We start from the raw sequence: 14,518 nt of genomic DNA, 5'->3' as shown, positions 1-14,518 counted from the left end.
TCTGTTAATCAATTGAATACATGAATTTCTAATAGGCTGAATGGTTACGCGGACTGCTCCATCGGCCCCTCAGCTGCAGTATTTTTCATATGCGCGGAAGCGGGCTGAACCGCAAAAGGCACCCGCTGCGTGACTGCGCACATCAGCTCATAGCCGACTGTGCCTGAAGCCTGAGCCACCTCATCAATCGGCAGCACCGCACCGCAGGATGAATTGCCCCACAGCACAACTTCCGAACCAATATCCGCATGCGCAATCTCGGTTACATCGACAGCCAGCATATCCATGCTCACTCGGCCAATCAGGCGGGTTCGCACACCATTCACCAGAACAGGCGTTCCAGTTGGAGAAATGCGCTGATAGCCATCGGCATATCCGCAAGCGACAATGCCAATGCGCATGCGCCGATCTGCAATAAAGCGGGAGCCATATCCGACGCTTTGGCCTTGCACCAGCGACTGAATGCCAATAATTTCACTGCGCAGACTCATGGCAGGCAAAAGCTTCCAATCCTGAATAGTGTGAAGCGGGTAATCTGGGGAACTGCCGTAGAGCATAATGCCGCTTCGGACAATATCCGAACGCAATGCCTCTGAATGCCGTAAAATGGCAGCGCTGTTGCTGACAGTGAGCGGTGCGGGGAAATCCTGAATCACCTGCTGAAATAATTCATATTGATACTGAATGCCGGACGCATCGAAACGCTCACCATCTGCATCCGAAAAATGCATCATATGGGTTAGCTGCTGCACAATGTCGAGCTGTTCAAGCTCAAGCCACGCACGGCGGTAGGCTTCAGGCATGAAGCCTAATCGGTTCATGCCTGAATTCATTTTGACAAAGACATTCAATTTTGCCTGCGGATAGCTGTATTGAAACTGCCGCAGCCATTCAATTTGATGAATGCTGTGCACAGTAAAACTCAGCTTAAACTGATGACAGTCCAATAAGTCCTGCACGGAAAATAAGCCTTCCAGCAACAAAATATCCCCTTGCCAACCTAAAGCTCTTAATTGCTTAGCTTCTGCTATATCCAGCAATGCAAAACCGTCTGCGTGTTTAAATGCCTCATAAACACGCGCTATGCCATGACCATACGCATTGGCTTTGACCACCGCATACACTTGCGCATCAGGCGCACTGTCTTGTGCAATTCTTAAGTTGTGCGCCAAGGCATCGAGATGAATCAGCGCTTGAATAGGGCGTGACATAATGTTCTTCCTTGAACGGATTGCTTCATATTTTGAATTTATTAAATCACCGGAGCGTGCTGAACTCAGGCAGCATGAGCATGCGTATAACGCTGCAATGACAAGCCTTCGGTACTGATCTCAGCAGTTTTACCCAGCACCAAGTCGCTGATTAATTTCCCTGAACCGCATGCCATGGTCCACCCCAGCGTTCCATGCCCTGTATTCAAGAACAGGTTTTTATATTGCGTCGGGCCAATAATTGGTGTGCTGTCCGGCGTCATTGGCCGTAAACCTGTCCAAAACGATGCCTGTGCAAGATCACCACCGGGAAATAAATCACGGGTTACCATTTCCAGCGTGCCGCGGCGGTCTTGGTTCAGGCCTAAATTAAAGCCGCTCAGCTCCGCCATGCCGCCAACGCGGATACGGTTGTCAAAACGGGTAATCGCAATTTTATAGGTCTCATCCAGCACGGTAGATTGCGGCGCATGGCTTGGATCTACAATCGGCACAGTTAATGAATAGCCTTTAACCGGATAAACTGGCAGGTCTAAATGCAGTGGCTTTAAGAAATCACGTGAGTAGCTACCGAATGCCAAAACATAGCGGTCGGCGGTTAAAACCTTGCCATTGACCAGCACACCCTTAATTTCCCCGCCCTCAACAATCAGCTTTTCAACATTTTGGTTAAACTGAAAATCAACGCCCATTAATTTGGCATGCGCTGCCAACGCGTTGGTAAACAGGTAACAGTCCCCAGTTTCATCATTCGGCAAATGCAGGCCGCCAACCAGCTTATCTTTAACTTCAGCCAGCGCAGGTTCTACCTTAGCCAGACCATCACGGTCCAGCAGCTCAAACTCCACACCGGTTTCTTTTAAAACTTCAATATCCCGCTGAACTGCCTCCAGCTGCGAATCTTTACGGAACAGCTGCAGCGTACCTTTAGACCGGTTTTCATAACTGATGCCTGTTTCATAACGCAAAGCGCGCAGACAGTCCCGGCTGTATTCCGCCACACGCACCATGCGCTCTTTATTGACTGCATATTGATCTGCACCGCAGTTTTTCAGCATTTGCATCATCCATTGCAATTGCCACATGCTGCCATCCAGCTGTACCGCCAAAGGCGCATGATGCTGAAACATCCACTTCACGGCTTTAAACGGAATACCGGGTGCCGCCCAAGGCGTCGAATAGCCCGGTGAAATTTGGCCTGCGTTGCCAAAACTGGTTTCCTCTGCCGGGCCGGATTGGCGGTCAAGAACAGTCACATCTGCGCCTTGCTGCGCCAAATAATAAGCGCTGGTTACACCAATCACACCGCTGCCTAAAACAATTACACGCATAGCCTTGACCTCGACCCTATCCCTAGTTTATTTAACTAGTATATTTTCGGTTCAATAGTTGAATTTGCTGTTTTGAGGACTTTATTTCAGTGAATTCGCTTGTTTCATCGTGAAATTATAAAAAATACAGGGAAATTTAAATGCGCAAATTAGACCGTATTGACCGCATGATTTTAGACATTCTGCAAAAGAATGGACGCATCGCGATCAGTGAACTAGCCTCTCAAGTCAACCTTTCTACAACACCCTGTTCAGAGCGGGTTAAACGGCTGGAACGTGACGGCATTATTATGGGCTACTATGCGCGGCTGAATCCCGAATTGGTGGACAAGCGCCTGCTGGTCTTTCTGGAAATTAAGCTTTCCGCAAAGTCTGGCGATGTTTTTGAGCAAGTGGCGCGTGATTTAACCGACATTCCCGAAGTGCTGGAATGCCACCTAATTTCTGGTGATTTTGATTATTTGGTCAAAGCGCGCTTAAAAGAAATGAGCGCCTACCGCAAACTGCTGGGCAATATTCTTAAAAAATTGCCCGCGTCCGCATCATCGCACAGCTATGTGGTTATGGAGGAAGTTAAAGAAGGCCTATATTTGGATTTGGATGCTTAAAATACGATTCCTTTAACCGTAAAAAACCGCTGTCAGACAGCGGTTTTTTTTAATTCGCTTTTATGATCGGTTAAGCCGGAATGCGCAGCACCTGTCCAGGGAAAATATCATCTGCATTTTTCAGCAATGGACGGTTCGCTTCAAAAATTTTATTGTACTGATTGGCATCGCCATAAAATTCTTTTGAAATTTTAGACAGATTATCACCGGACTTCACTGTATAAAATTTACTTTCCGCTTCTGGCGCCGCGACCGTCAACTGATCATCCACCTGCGCTACATGATCAATATTGCCGACCGCCAAGACAATCTTTTCACGGTCGGCCTGCGTTTGCACCTGCCCTTTCACTGTCGCTAAATCTGATGTTGAATTGTAGCTGACGGAAAGGCCGGTAATAGGCAAGCCTAAACCTTTAATGTGCCCCAAAAGCTTATTGGCAATTTCCTGTGCGGAAGGTTCTGCTGGAGTTGCCGGCGCTGCCTGCGGTTCAGCCGGCGCTGTATTTTTCTTACCAATGCCTTTTACAAAATCAAAAAGACCCATGCGGTGTACTCCTTATTGTTTTAACTTATGTTTTAAATCGAGCATTCAAAAATAAATGAACCTCTAGTTTTATAGCTAAAAAACCAGCAGCATTAAACCGCCATTGGTGCTAGAAACGTAAATTATTGTAAAAGCGCCGAAAATACTGAAATAAAAAAAGCCGCCAAAACTGGCGGCTTTTTTTATTTCAGCAAAGCTGAAAAATCGGTAATTAACCTAGTTTCTTAGAAACGTAGTCAATTGCAGACTGAACAGTTGTGATTTCGTTAGAATCTTCATCTGGAATAGTGATGTCGAAGTCGTTTTCGAAAGACATAACAAGCTCAACCAGGTCAAGAGAGTCAGCACCTAAGTCATCCATGAAAGATGCTTCGTTTTTGATTTCTTCAACTTTAAGACCAAGTTGCTCAGCTACTGCTTGTTTAACGCGTAGTTCGATATCGCTCACAGGAATTCTCCTCATTGCTTGTGGCGTTTTTAATGCCGTTAGTTTAATTGAATATAAAAAATTTGGAAAGTTTATACTTAGCCTTAAGCCATGTATAAACCGCCATTTACATGTAACACTGTACCAGTAATGTAACTTGCTTTGTCTGAAGCCAAGAAACTTACAGCATCAGCGATGTCCTGAGGCGCACCTAAACGGCCTAAAGCCACTTGTTCGCTCATTTTTTTACGAATTTCTTCGCTCAACTGTTCTGTCATTTCTGTTGCAATAAAGCCGGGCGCCACACTGTTAACCGTAATTTGACGGCTGCCCATTTCTTTTGCAAGGCTGCGGCTGAACGCTTCAATACCGGCTTTCGCGGCTGAATAGTTCGCCTGTCCTGGGTTGGCAAAATGCGCAACCACAGAGCTGATATTAATAATGCGTCCAAATCGCGCTTTGGTCATGCCTTTCAGCACACGTTTAGACAAACGGTAAACCGCTTTCAGATGGATATTCAAAATATCATCCCAGTCGTCTTCCGACATGCGCAGCAGCAGATTGTCTTTGGTAATGCCAGCATTGTTCACCAATGCAAGGACTGGACCATAATTCTGTTCAATGTCTGATACCAAAGCATCAATAGCCGCGCCATCACGCACGTCCAGCACTTTGCCTGCGCCATTTTCACCAAATGCCGCAGCCAGCTTTTCTGCGCCAGATTCTGAAGTTGCTGTACCGACAACAAAATAGCCGTCTTGAATCAGCTGCTGAGCGATGGCTGCGCCAATTCCGCGGCTTGCGCCTGTGACCAGTGCAACTTTGCGTTCTTGTGTCATGCAATTTTCCCTTCAGCCATTAAAATGGCGTTTAGTGCATCTTCCAAGCGACCGGTTGAGTCAAGTGGAAATGCTTTTTCGATATTCGGCAGGCGTTTCGCCATATTCGCCAGCACATTGCCTGGACCGCACTCTGCAACATACTGAACCCCTTGGCCCTGAATGAATTGCATGGTTTTTGTCCATTGCACAGATTGATACAGCTGAGCAGTCAATGCTTGACGCAATTGCGCCACATCTGTGGCAATTTCCGCATTGACATTTTGTATTACAGGTATGCGGGGCAGCTCAATGGCAGTTTGTTCCAAAGCTTCTGCGAACTTCTCTGCCGCCGGCTTCATCAGCGAACAATGCGACGGCACGGACACTGGCAGCGCAATCGCCTTGCCTGAATTTTCTTTTGCCAATGCAATCACCGCATCTACAGCATCTTTACTGCCTGCAATAACAACCTGACCCTGCGCATTGAAATTGGCCGCTTCTACACTGCCCTGACCTAATGCGCTCGCTTGGGCGCAAAGCTCTATCACTTTCGCATCATCAAAGCCCAAAATAGCCGCCATAGCGCCTGCGCCTTGCGGCACAGCATCCTGCATGAGCTTGCCGCGCAAGTTCACCAGTTTGGCCGCATCGCCCAGACTCATTGAGCCAGCAGCGACCAACGCGCTGTATTCACCCAAAGAGTGCCCAGCTAAGCATTTCGGCACTACACCGCCAAGCTCCAGCCATACGCGCCACAAGGCAATACTGGCAGTCAACAGCACAGGCTGAGTGAATTCGGTTTGATTCAAACCTTCACCGCTTTGCGCGATATGCCACAAATCAAAACCAACCGCTTCCGATGCTTCAGCAAATGTCGCTTTCACACCGCTAAACTGTTCTGCAAGATCAGCCAGCATGCCGACTTTTTGTGACCCTTGGCCAGGAAACAAAAATGCAGTTTTAGTTGCCAGAGCCGATTGCTCGAGTTGTTTAGCAGACATAAAAAAATCCTTTAATTAAGATATGCCGAAACATGATAACCGATCAATATTTCAGCAAGCCCTCATATAAGCTCATATGTGGAGCGGAAATTTAACATTTAAATTCGCATTAGGTAATTGCCAAATACAACAAAAATCGGCACAAAAAAAGGGAGCTTAACGCTCCCATTTTTTCTACTAAGCTTGACGCTTAATACATCATCAATTATTCAGCAGATGCTTTAGCGAATAATTGACGACCACGGTAGACACCATCTTTAGTTACATGGTGACGACGGTGAGTCTCACCAGTAGTTTGGTCTACTGTTAATGCATTCTCGGTTAAAGCGTCATGTGAACGGCGCATGTCACGGCGAGAGCGACTTTTACGGTTTTGCTGAACGGCCATGATGGCTCCTTACAAAGATCGAAAAAATGGATCAGAACAAATTCGATTGTCTTATACTCAAGAGTATAACACAAAAATTAGTTAAGTTTACCTTTCAAACCTGCCAAAACATCAAACGGGTTATCCCGCTTTTCTTCGGCAGCTTCTTGAGCGGCAGGCTGGTGCTTATGCTCGCAAGCGTCATGCTTAGGAGACAAAGGCATCAGCAATAACAGTTCATCTTCTATCAGTGCAAGCAAATCAGCCGTCGCAGGTGCATCATAATCACCTTTTGTCGTTGCTTCGCTTTCACCTAAGACGATGAAATCAGCATCCTCATCCAAGCGCTCTATCAGTGACTCATCATCCACTAGAGCTAGATGAAAATCTGAAACGAGTTCAATATCAACCGCGTCTAAACAACGCTGGCATTCTACTGAAACTTTCGTTTCAACATGACCATCCAGCCATACAATACGATGATACGCATCCATTGATAGCTTACAGTCTATGTTAATCAATTGATCATCAATTGATCCAACAGCTTCACGGGAAATACGAACAAAGCGGGACAATGGCAGTATTCCTGACCATTTGAAGCCCTGTTCGGCCCATTTAAACGGCTCAATCTGTGCCGGAAAGGTATTTGCTGACATAATTAAGGCGGCAATTCTACAAATTCATCAGTACTCTGTCAAAGATTAAGATACAATTTTGTACTTATTTAGACAGACCATTTGGGTAAATTAAGTCATGCATCTGTTGCAGCCGCAAACAGAAGTGAATATTTCATCACTTGTGAGCACACTTCCAACCGCCAATTCTGACAGTTCAGCCAAGCCAGTGCAACTCTCGCAATGGGCTAAATTATCATCAGAACCGGAACAGGTCGACTGGCTTATCTTACACTTTAATCACTGGTTTTCCCACTTAAATGTCACTTTAGTCAAAGGCGACTTTGAACCTGAATATTTCCCAGCGCATGACAGCGCTCCTGCCCGCATTCAATTTGCCCATGGTTTTTTCAATAGCGCACTGCACGAAATCAGCCACTGGACGATTGCGGGTGAAAAACGCCGCCTCTTGCCCGATTTAGGCTACTGGTATGCGCCGGACGGCCGCACAGCAGAACAGCAAGCGCTGTTTGAGCAAGTAGAAATAAAACCGCAAGCCATTGAATGGATGTTCTCCCAAGCCTTTGGGCGGAAATTCCGTGTCTCTTTGGATAATTTGACGGGTGACAGCGGTGATGGCGCTGCATTCAAAGACAATGTGCATGCGCAATTGCAGCGCTATTTTTCGGGTGAAGCGAAATTACCGCGTGACGCGCAGGCATTGATTGACTGTATCTGCCGGTGCACCCGAAATGGCAAAACATTACAAATGAATGAATTCCTGCGCGAAATGCTTGATTAAATTACACAAATCTACGCAGGATGCATTGCGCCCAGACCCTGTGCACAGCCATAATCAATACTGCTGAAAAGAAGTATATTTTAAAAGCAGAAACTTAAAGCAAATAATGGAGGACCAGATATGCTGCATTTACGCGTACATCCCGATAATCCTCAACCGCGTTTAATCAGTCAGGCGGTCGAACGCATCCGTGCTGGCGACGTCGTGGTTTACCCGACTGATGCCGCTTACGCCATTGGCTGCCAGATCGGCAACAAAAATGCCATGGAGCGCATTGCGCAAATCCGCAGGCTGGATGCCAAGCATCAATACGCCATTATCTGCGCAGACCTTTCCGACATCGCCACTTATGCCAAAGTGGATAATGCCATGTACCGTCTGCTGAAGAGCAACACCCCTTCCGTAACGACCTTTATTTTACCCGCCACCAGCGAAGTGCCTCGGCGTTTGATGCATCCAAAAAAGAAAACCATTGGCCTGCGTATTCCGAGCAATCCGATTTGCCAAATGCTGCTGAAAGAATTAGGAGAGCCACTGCTGACCTCAACCCTCATCTTGCCGGATCACAATGATCCGATTGATGATCCGTATGATATTGAGCTGCAAATCGGCAAACAGATTGATGTATTGATAGACGGCGGCCTAGGTACATTAAATACCACCAGCATTGTGAACTTAGCCGGCGACCATCCAGAAATCATCCGCCGCGGCGCTGGAGATGTCAGCGCATTTGAATAAATTTTAACAAAGCGGCAGTTGCAGAAAAAAAGCAGGAGTCTTTAAGCATGGACTTATTTCAGATTTTGCTGAATATCAATGATTTTAAAGATAGTGAAACCATTTATGCAGTCGAGCCTTGGACTTTAGAGTCCAAGGCTGCAGTCATTCAAGAGCCTGCAAAAGTTATCATGCAGTTTGCAGACAGCAGTGCTGTTTTTGACTATTTTCTGGAAATCTATTTAGTGAAAGCGCTCTTCAAAAATACAGAAAATCAAAACCTCTGCATGCGGGAACAATGCCAGCGCATCATTGAATATGCGCTGCATAATGCTTAAACCATCAGATTTCTTTGTGCTGAAATCGCAACGCCAGATTTATTCCTGCCGGCACAGCTGAATAAAATCCTGCAAGCGTCTTTTCTGCAGGCCAGCCGGGTCAAAATTTTTCGGACTCAGCCAAGCGGCATATGCCTTTTCCAACTCAAGCCATTCATCGTCCAGCATCGAAAACCATGCGGTGTTGCGGTTGCGCCCTTTCACAATAAGGTGCTTGCGGAACAGCCCTTCATAGCTGAAGCCGAAACGCAGTGCCGCGCGCTTTGACAGCGTATTCAAATCATCACACTTCCATTCTATTCGGCGGGAACCACGGCTAAAACAGGCATTCAGCAGCAAATAAATGGTTTCTGTCGCCGCCGCGGACTGCTTTAGCTGATGTGAAAAATACACATTGCCGATTTCCACCACCCCGTGCGCTGGCCGAATATTCAATAGCCCAATCCAGCCGACGACTGCCCCTTCCACTTGAATGAAAAAATGCAGTGAGTGCTGAAAATCAAATGAGCGCTGCACCATGCCAGTCAATTGATCCAAGCTAGTAATAGCGGAATAAGGCAAATACGTCCAGCATTTGCCATTCGGCTCTGAACGAATGCAATCCCACAGCTGCTCCAGCACGGCTTGATTGTGCGCATGTGTCGAAAATGGCAGCAAGCGGACTGTATTTCCGTGCAGCACCGTATCCAGCATCGGTTCAAATGCATTCGCTTCGAGTATTCCAACTGTTTGACCGAACTCATTCTCCTGAGCCTGCTGCCAGCTTTCTATGCGTCCGCCTTCTTTTTTCATTCTGCCTCCGTTCTTTCAATAAATTTGGAAGCCCTGTCCAAATGGAAATCAGCCTGTCCAAATCGCCCATCTCATTTAAACTACAGAGCGCATTGGCATTTTTCTATCAAAATCGGCAGTCAGGCCGTATTCCCTATTCTTTTTGAGGTTTTTTTTATGATTTGAGCGCTCTGTGATTTATTTGAGTGCGCTTTTCGATTAAACTACCGCTATACTATATCTTTGCTTTTTCTGATCATCTGCTCGCGATTGCGCTTTTAATTTGATTTGAAATAGCTTTTTCATGCTTTTGAAAATTCGCGTGGCCTAAAACTGCAATGAATCAAACCGTCCATGAACCAATGGAAATCTCTGCACACATCCGTGTTTTGGATGAATGGCAAGATACAATTCCAGAGGATCTCTACATTCCTCCCGCCGCATTTGAAATTCTTTTAGAACATTTCGAAGGGCCGCTCGACTTTCTTATTTACCTGATTCAAAAAAATGGCTTTGATCTGCTGCAGCTGGATATTGCGCCGATTGCCGCACAGTACCTGTCTTATATGGACGCCATGAAGTCGCTGAATATTGAACTGACTGCAGACTATATGGTGATGGCGGCTTTACTGGCGGATTTAAAATCACGCCTGCTGCTGCCAAAACCTAAGCATTTGGCTTCTGCAGAAGACGATCCAAAACAAGAACTGATCGACCGTTTAGAAAACTATTTACGCATTAAGCAGGCCGCTGAACACTTAGGCCAAATGACTGTTTTAGAACGGGATACTTTTGATACCAATGTCGCCTTAGGGCATGTGTCCTTCAGCAATGACGGCTATGAGGCCAGCCTGCTGCGCGACGCCATTCTTTGTGTGTTCAACCGTCCTGAACCCGTTGTGCATCAAGTGCTGCAAGAGCCGGTCCTGCTGGAAGAGCGCATTGCCTACATTGAAAGCAAGCTGGAAAGCGGTGAAGTTCTAGAGTTTGAAGCGCTGCTGAAGCCCAGCCAAGGCCGCATGGGCATGGTCGTGACGTTTATGGCGATTCTGGAACTGACCCGGCAGCAGAAGGTCAGCATTATTTCATCCGGTGTGGAAGCGCCGCTTGCTATTCAAGGAGCCCATGCATGAGCAATGAGATGAATTATGAATTGAACTTGGATGCCGCGCCGCCGCAGGAAGATACGCATGAAGTGCTGATGCAGCTGGAAGCCATTATTTTTGCCAGCGATACAGCGGTGTCCATAGCCCGCTTAAAAGAAGCCTTTCAAAACCAGTACACCAAACAGGAAATCCGCCAGTTTTTGCAGCAGTTATCCTTGCTGCAGCATGGCAGATCTATTGAATTAATTGAAACCGCTCAAGGTTTCAGATTTCAAGTTCGTGCAAAATATCGTAATATTATTGTACAGACATGGCCTGAACGACCAACTCGTTTATCGCCATCTTTGCTCGAAACCCTCGCTGTAGTTGCTTACCATCAACCAGTGACACGGGCAGACATTGAGCAAATTCGCGGAGTCACCAATAACAGCCAAATTTTACGCGCGCTGTTTGACTGGAACTGGATTAAAGAATCCGGTTTCCGAGAACTCCCAGGAAGACCTGCGTTGTTAGTTACAACGCCACACTTTTTAAATGCTTTTGGCCTACATTCTTTAGGTCAACTGCCTCCCCTGCAGGATGCCAAGGAAGCTTTTATGGCCCTCGACGCGAATGCGCCGAAGTCATAAATAGGTGAACTGTTGATGATAATTTCTAAGGTTATGCTGTCATGAGTGAAAAATTGCAAAAAGTGCTTGCACGCGTTGGTTTGGGTTCTCGCCGTTATATGGAAGAAGTCATTGCCGCTGGACGTGTCAGTGTAAACGGGCAAGTTGCCCAAGTGGGTGAGCGCATTGAACCAGGCGATGAGCTTCGCATCGACGGCCGTAAAGTGCAATTTCAGATTGAAGATGAAATCCGCCGCCGTGTGCTGATTTACTACAAGCCAGAAGGTGAAATCTGCTCTCGCAACGACCCTGAAAACCGCCCGACAGTCTTTGAACAGCTGCCGCAAATTCAAGGCGACCGCTGGGTCATGGTGGGCCGTCTGGACATCAACTCGACTGGCTTGCTGCTGTTCACGAACGACGGTGAATTGGCGAACCGCTTAATGCACCCTTCTAATGAAATTGAACGCGAATATGCCGTTCGTGTCATGGGCGAAGTGACGCCGCAGCTGAAAAACAACATGCTGAAAGGCGTTACTTTAGATGACGGTCCAGCAAAATTCGAATCATTTACTGAAATTGGCGGCGACGGCATCAACCGCTGGTTCCAAGTTGTAGTAAAAGAAGGCCGCAACCGTGAAGTGCGCCGTATTTTTGAATCGCAAGGCCTGAAGGTCAGCCGCTTGCTGCGGACCCGTTACGGTACTGTCATTCTGCCGCGTGAACTGCGTACTGGCCGCTGGATGGAATTGGATAAACAGGACATCGACAACCTGACCAAATCCGTTGAGCTTAAACCGCGTCAAGGCACAGGCTTATTCGGCATGGCTAAACGCCGCAACGAACGCATGCAAGACAAACCGATGGCTGCGCGCCGCGGCGGGTTCTTGCGTCAGCAGCGCCGTGACAGCGAAGAAGAAACATCGCAAAAGCCAGTTTTTGGCCGTGAACGTGAACGCCGTGATGAAACCAATCAATACGGTCAGCAGCGCGAACGCCGCAGCAACAGCACGCCAAATACCTATGGCCAGCAGCGCGAACGCAGCGGCAACCAAGGTGTATATGGCCAGCGCGATCGTCAGGAAGGCGCTGCAAATCGCGAACGCCGTGACGACAACTTTGGTAACCGTGAATCCGGCAACCGCGAACGCCGTGATGAAAATGCGCCGCGCAAGCCTTATGGCACAAAAAAAATCTTTAAAAAGTTCTAACCTAAAAGCTTTTTAAATCCATAAAAAAAGACAGAGTTCATCTCTGTCTTTTTTTATTTCTATTTTCCGCCTTTTAACATGCTGGCTTTTACATATTTGCTTAACTGAATTTGTGCTGTTTCCATAATGCATACAATTCAAAGGGCAAATTCAGCTACAATTGCACAAACTCTAAACCGACCTGAACATGCGGTTCTTGACGCAGCAAGCCTGCAATGGCTGCAGTTGATAGGCCAAACGGCTCTGCATCATCATTTGAATAGGCATAGACAATTTTTTCGATGCCCGCCATCCGCAAGGCCGCTAAGCACATCGGGCATGGCTGGCCGCTTGCATACAACGAACAGCCTGTCAGCGATACACTTTTTAATTTCTGGCAGGCTTGGCGCAGCGCATTCAATTCAGCATGAGAAGTTGGATCGCCTGTAGCCAAAATCCGGTTCACGCCTTGCGCGATGACCTCACCTTGCTTAACGATGATTGCGCCAAAAGGACGCCCTCCCTGCTCAATATTCTCTTTCGCCAAACTCACTGCCTGAGTCAGAAAATCTGCATCGTTCATACTTATCCTTTATGCTTCACTGCCATCTGGCTAAACATCTCCAGCATTATTTCAGCACAGGAATATCCATCCACAGCGCGTTCGGAAAATGCTGCGCCAAATAGCGCTTTAAAAAATCCGCTGTATCTTTTGAAATAATTGTATCCTGCGATTCATCATTTAAATTATAGGCCAGCGCAAATAAATCAATGCTGCGGCTTTTTAATGCTTCCAAACTGAGAATTGTATGGTTGATGCTCCCCAACCGCCCTGAACTGACCAAAATCACCGGAAACCGCTGTTCCGCCACATAGTCAATCGTCAGCAGCTCTTCTGTAAGCGGCACCATTAAACCGCCGGCGCCTTCCAGCAGCACCGCATCATACTTCTCAGCCAAACATTGCGTCGCCTGTTCAATTTTTTGAAAATCAATTGCGCGGCCATCAATTTTTGACGCTAAATGCGGCGAAGCCGGATAAGTAAAAATTTCAGGCATGGTCAGCTTGCTTTCATCTTCAGCAAACCAGCCCATCTGCATAATATCCCGGTGCTGCTCAATATCTTCCGAAAGATCCGTATTGCCGGTCTGAATCAGCTTTTGCGTAATGGTTCTGATGCCTTGCGCATTCCACAGTTTCGCTAAATACCCCGTAGTGAAAGTTTTGCCAATGCCTGTATCAATGCCGCTGATAAAATAAACTGGCGCTGTCATAAACGTCTCCGTGCAATGCAGTAAATAGGATGATAGGTCAATGGATAAGGCGGATGATCCGGCTGAGCTGGCGATAGCAATTGCGGTTTGCAAAACTGCTGATATGCTTGATAAAAATTTGCCAGTGACTGCTTTGTCCAACGGAAATTAGAGGCCGTTGCCGTCACGCCCGTGGCTTTTAAATGCTGTAAAATCTGTTTAGGGTGCTGAAAATCGAGCTGATGAATCTGTTCAGAAATATGCAAAATTTCGAAATTATGGCTGTGTAATTTTTCCTGAATATTTTCAAGGGACAAATAATCCAGACCCTGTCCCGTCAAGCTTTTAATTTCCTGCAGATTTTGTGGCCCAAACGTGGAAAAGCAAAAATAAGCATGCGCCTTTAAACTCTCAAATACTTTCTGGAAAACAGCATCCAAATCATCAATCCACTGCAGTGCGGAACTGGATGTGATGAGGTCTAAGCCTTGCGGAAACTCAAGCTGCTCAATATCGCCCATCAGCCATTGAATGTTTTTATTTTCAGAAAAATGCTGCTGAACATTTGCGTATAAATCATTTAAAACCAAATGATTGATGTTTAAATTTTCAATCAGTAAATGACTCAAATTGCCTGAACCGCAGCCAATTTCCAGCACGCCGTCAAATGCTGGAGAAGCATATTTTACAATTAAATCAAAAAGCTGCTGCGCAATCTGCTTTTGTACAACCGCATGCTTGCTATAGCTCTGCCCTGCCTGAGCAAAACGCAAAGCGACCTGTGTTTTATCAATCTCTATTTTTTTCAC

At 46.7% G+C, this 14,518-nt stretch carries 19 protein-coding genes; 7 read left to right on the top strand and 12 right to left on the bottom strand.

Annotated elements, in window-relative coordinates; all coding sequences use genetic code 11:
- Positions 1 to 44: 44 nt before the first annotated feature.
- Together alr and AZH43_RS10800 are read right to left on the bottom strand one after the other, a co-directional pair.
- Entirely contained in the window at positions 45 to 1,211 is a 1,167-nt protein-coding gene (gene alr, locus AZH43_RS10805) for an alanine racemase (RefSeq protein ID WP_067669535.1), read from the bottom strand.
- Between the two features lie 65 nt (positions 1,212 to 1,276).
- A complete protein-coding gene (locus tag AZH43_RS10800) occupies positions 1,277 to 2,542 on the bottom strand; it encodes a D-amino acid dehydrogenase (protein WP_067669533.1) in 1,266 nt (421 codons plus the stop codon).
- 140 nt (positions 2,543 to 2,682) lie between these two features.
- Here AZH43_RS10800 and AZH43_RS10795 point away from each other — a divergent pair, with 140 nt between their 5' ends.
- A complete protein-coding gene (locus AZH43_RS10795; protein WP_067669531.1) occupies positions 2,683 to 3,150 on the top strand; it encodes an Lrp/AsnC ligand binding domain-containing protein in 468 nt (155 codons plus the stop codon).
- 70 nt (positions 3,151 to 3,220) lie between these two features.
- Here the strand turns inward: AZH43_RS10795 and lysM are convergent, their stop codons facing one another.
- The 6 genes from lysM to AZH43_RS10765 all read right to left on the bottom strand — a co-directional run bounded on the left by lysM (position 3,221) and on the right by AZH43_RS10765 (position 6,966).
- A complete protein-coding gene (lysM, locus tag AZH43_RS10790; protein WP_067669529.1) occupies positions 3,221 to 3,694 on the bottom strand; it encodes a peptidoglycan-binding protein LysM in 474 nt (157 codons plus the stop codon).
- Positions 3,695 to 3,905: 211 nt separating this feature from the next.
- On the bottom strand, positions 3,906 to 4,142 hold the full coding sequence (gene acpP / locus AZH43_RS10785; protein ID WP_067669528.1) for an acyl carrier protein: 237 nt from the start codon (positions 4,140 to 4,142) through the stop codon (positions 3,906 to 3,908).
- A gap of 83 nt (positions 4,143 to 4,225) precedes the next feature.
- A complete protein-coding gene (fabG, locus tag AZH43_RS10780) occupies positions 4,226 to 4,960 on the bottom strand; it encodes a 3-oxoacyl-ACP reductase FabG (protein WP_067669525.1) in 735 nt (244 codons plus the stop codon).
- Positions 4,957 to 5,943, bottom strand: coding sequence for an ACP S-malonyltransferase (gene fabD / locus AZH43_RS10775; protein ID WP_067669523.1), 987 nt, complete (start codon positions 5,941 to 5,943; stop codon positions 4,957 to 4,959). The genes fabG and fabD overlap by 4 nt, the downstream gene beginning before the upstream one ends.
- A 205-nt stretch (positions 5,944 to 6,148) precedes the next feature.
- Positions 6,149 to 6,331, bottom strand: coding sequence for a 50S ribosomal protein L32 (rpmF, locus tag AZH43_RS10770; RefSeq protein ID WP_005011848.1), 183 nt, complete (start codon positions 6,329 to 6,331; stop codon positions 6,149 to 6,151).
- 77 nt (positions 6,332 to 6,408) lie between these two features.
- Positions 6,409 to 6,966, bottom strand: coding sequence for a YceD family protein (locus AZH43_RS10765; protein ID WP_067669521.1), 558 nt, complete (start codon positions 6,964 to 6,966; stop codon positions 6,409 to 6,411).
- A gap of 97 nt (positions 6,967 to 7,063) precedes the next feature.
- Between AZH43_RS10765 and AZH43_RS10760 the strand changes: the two genes are divergently transcribed.
- The 3 genes from AZH43_RS10760 (at position 7,064) to AZH43_RS10750 (ending at position 8,781) form a co-directional block, all read left to right on the top strand.
- Entirely contained in the window at positions 7,064 to 7,726 is a 663-nt protein-coding gene (locus AZH43_RS10760; protein ID WP_067669519.1) for an elongation factor P hydroxylase, read from the top strand.
- A 120-nt stretch (positions 7,727 to 7,846) separates the two neighbouring features.
- Positions 7,847 to 8,464, top strand: a complete 618-nt coding sequence (locus AZH43_RS10755) for an L-threonylcarbamoyladenylate synthase (RefSeq protein WP_067669517.1) — start codon at positions 7,847 to 7,849, stop codon at positions 8,462 to 8,464.
- Between the two features lie 47 nt (positions 8,465 to 8,511).
- On the top strand, positions 8,512 to 8,781 hold the full coding sequence (locus tag AZH43_RS10750; RefSeq protein WP_067669515.1) for a hypothetical protein: 270 nt from the start codon (positions 8,512 to 8,514) through the stop codon (positions 8,779 to 8,781).
- Between the two features lie 39 nt (positions 8,782 to 8,820).
- On the opposite strand, the gene AZH43_RS10745 is transcribed toward AZH43_RS10750, so the two are convergent.
- Complete coding sequence (locus tag AZH43_RS10745) at positions 8,821 to 9,573, bottom strand: GNAT family N-acetyltransferase (protein WP_406564619.1); 753 nt, start codon at positions 9,571 to 9,573, stop codon at positions 8,821 to 8,823.
- A 317-nt stretch (positions 9,574 to 9,890) separates the two neighbouring features.
- Here AZH43_RS10745 and AZH43_RS10740 point away from each other — a divergent pair, with 317 nt between their 5' ends.
- From AZH43_RS10740 to rluB, 3 genes are read left to right on the top strand one after another with little or no spacing between them, the layout of a single operon-like run.
- Complete coding sequence (locus tag AZH43_RS10740) at positions 9,891 to 10,685, top strand: segregation and condensation protein A (RefSeq protein ID WP_067669513.1); 795 nt, start codon at positions 9,891 to 9,893, stop codon at positions 10,683 to 10,685.
- Positions 10,686 to 10,693: 8 nt separating this feature from the next.
- Positions 10,694 to 11,287, top strand: a complete 594-nt coding sequence (gene scpB, locus AZH43_RS10735; RefSeq protein ID WP_171254459.1) for an SMC-Scp complex subunit ScpB — start codon at positions 10,694 to 10,696, stop codon at positions 11,285 to 11,287.
- Between the two features lie 41 nt (positions 11,288 to 11,328).
- Positions 11,329 to 12,477, top strand: coding sequence for a 23S rRNA pseudouridine(2605) synthase RluB (gene rluB / locus AZH43_RS10730; protein WP_081406810.1), 1,149 nt, complete (start codon positions 11,329 to 11,331; stop codon positions 12,475 to 12,477).
- 154 nt (positions 12,478 to 12,631) lie between these two features.
- On the opposite strand, the gene AZH43_RS10725 is transcribed toward rluB, so the two are convergent.
- Genes AZH43_RS10725 through bioC form a run of 3 tightly spaced genes read right to left on the bottom strand, consistent with a single transcriptional unit; the run spans position 12,632 to position 14,518 of the window.
- Positions 12,632 to 13,039, bottom strand: coding sequence for a nucleoside deaminase (locus AZH43_RS10725; RefSeq protein ID WP_067669509.1), 408 nt, complete (start codon positions 13,037 to 13,039; stop codon positions 12,632 to 12,634).
- A 46-nt stretch (positions 13,040 to 13,085) separates the two neighbouring features.
- A complete protein-coding gene (bioD, locus tag AZH43_RS10720) occupies positions 13,086 to 13,730 on the bottom strand; it encodes a dethiobiotin synthase (RefSeq protein ID WP_067669507.1) in 645 nt (214 codons plus the stop codon).
- The gene (gene bioC, locus AZH43_RS10715; RefSeq protein ID WP_067669505.1) at positions 13,727 to 14,518 is read right to left on the bottom strand and encodes a malonyl-ACP O-methyltransferase BioC; all 792 of its coding nucleotides are present in this window, start codon (positions 14,516 to 14,518) and stop codon (positions 13,727 to 13,729) included. Before bioC ends, bioD begins: the two co-directional genes overlap by 4 nt.

This window comes from Acinetobacter pragensis (assembly GCF_001605895.1).
Taxonomy (GTDB): domain Bacteria; phylum Pseudomonadota; class Gammaproteobacteria; order Pseudomonadales; family Moraxellaceae; genus Acinetobacter; species Acinetobacter pragensis.
This window is presented reverse-complemented; position numbering and strand designations above follow the sequence as displayed.

Coding starts and splice junctions, on each gene's coding strand:
- alr (WP_067669535.1), bottom strand. CDS start 1,211: ATGTCACGCCCTATTCAAGCGCTGATTCATCTCGATGCCTTGGCGCAC.
- AZH43_RS10800 (WP_067669533.1), bottom strand. CDS start 2,542: ATGCGTGTAATTGTTTTAGGCAGCGGTGTGATTGGTGTAACCAGCGCT.
- AZH43_RS10795 (WP_067669531.1), top strand. CDS start 2,683: ATGCGCAAATTAGACCGTATTGACCGCATGATTTTAGACATTCTGCAA.
- lysM (WP_067669529.1), bottom strand. CDS start 3,694: ATGGGTCTTTTTGATTTTGTAAAAGGCATTGGTAAGAAAAATACAGCG.
- fabG (WP_067669525.1), bottom strand. CDS start 4,960: ATGACACAAGAACGCAAAGTTGCACTGGTCACAGGCGCAAGCCGCGGA.
- fabD (WP_067669523.1), bottom strand. CDS start 5,943: ATGTCTGCTAAACAACTCGAGCAATCGGCTCTGGCAACTAAAACTGCA.
- rpmF (WP_005011848.1), bottom strand. CDS start 6,331: ATGGCCGTTCAGCAAAACCGTAAAAGTCGCTCTCGCCGTGACATGCGC.
- AZH43_RS10765 (WP_067669521.1), bottom strand. CDS start 6,966: ATGTCAGCAAATACCTTTCCGGCACAGATTGAGCCGTTTAAATGGGCC.
- AZH43_RS10760 (WP_067669519.1), top strand. CDS start 7,064: ATGCATCTGTTGCAGCCGCAAACAGAAGTGAATATTTCATCACTTGTG.
- AZH43_RS10755 (WP_067669517.1), top strand. CDS start 7,847: ATGCTGCATTTACGCGTACATCCCGATAATCCTCAACCGCGTTTAATC.
- AZH43_RS10750 (WP_067669515.1), top strand. CDS start 8,512: ATGGACTTATTTCAGATTTTGCTGAATATCAATGATTTTAAAGATAGT.
- AZH43_RS10745 (WP_406564619.1), bottom strand. CDS start 9,573: ATGAAAAAAGAAGGCGGACGCATAGAAAGCTGGCAGCAGGCTCAGGAG.
- AZH43_RS10740 (WP_067669513.1), top strand. CDS start 9,891: ATGAATCAAACCGTCCATGAACCAATGGAAATCTCTGCACACATCCGT.
- scpB (WP_171254459.1), top strand. CDS start 10,694: ATGAATTATGAATTGAACTTGGATGCCGCGCCGCCGCAGGAAGATACG.
- rluB (WP_081406810.1), top strand. CDS start 11,329: ATGAGTGAAAAATTGCAAAAAGTGCTTGCACGCGTTGGTTTGGGTTCT.
- AZH43_RS10725 (WP_067669509.1), bottom strand. CDS start 13,039: ATGAACGATGCAGATTTTCTGACTCAGGCAGTGAGTTTGGCGAAAGAG.
- bioD (WP_067669507.1), bottom strand. CDS start 13,730: ATGACAGCGCCAGTTTATTTTATCAGCGGCATTGATACAGGCATTGGC.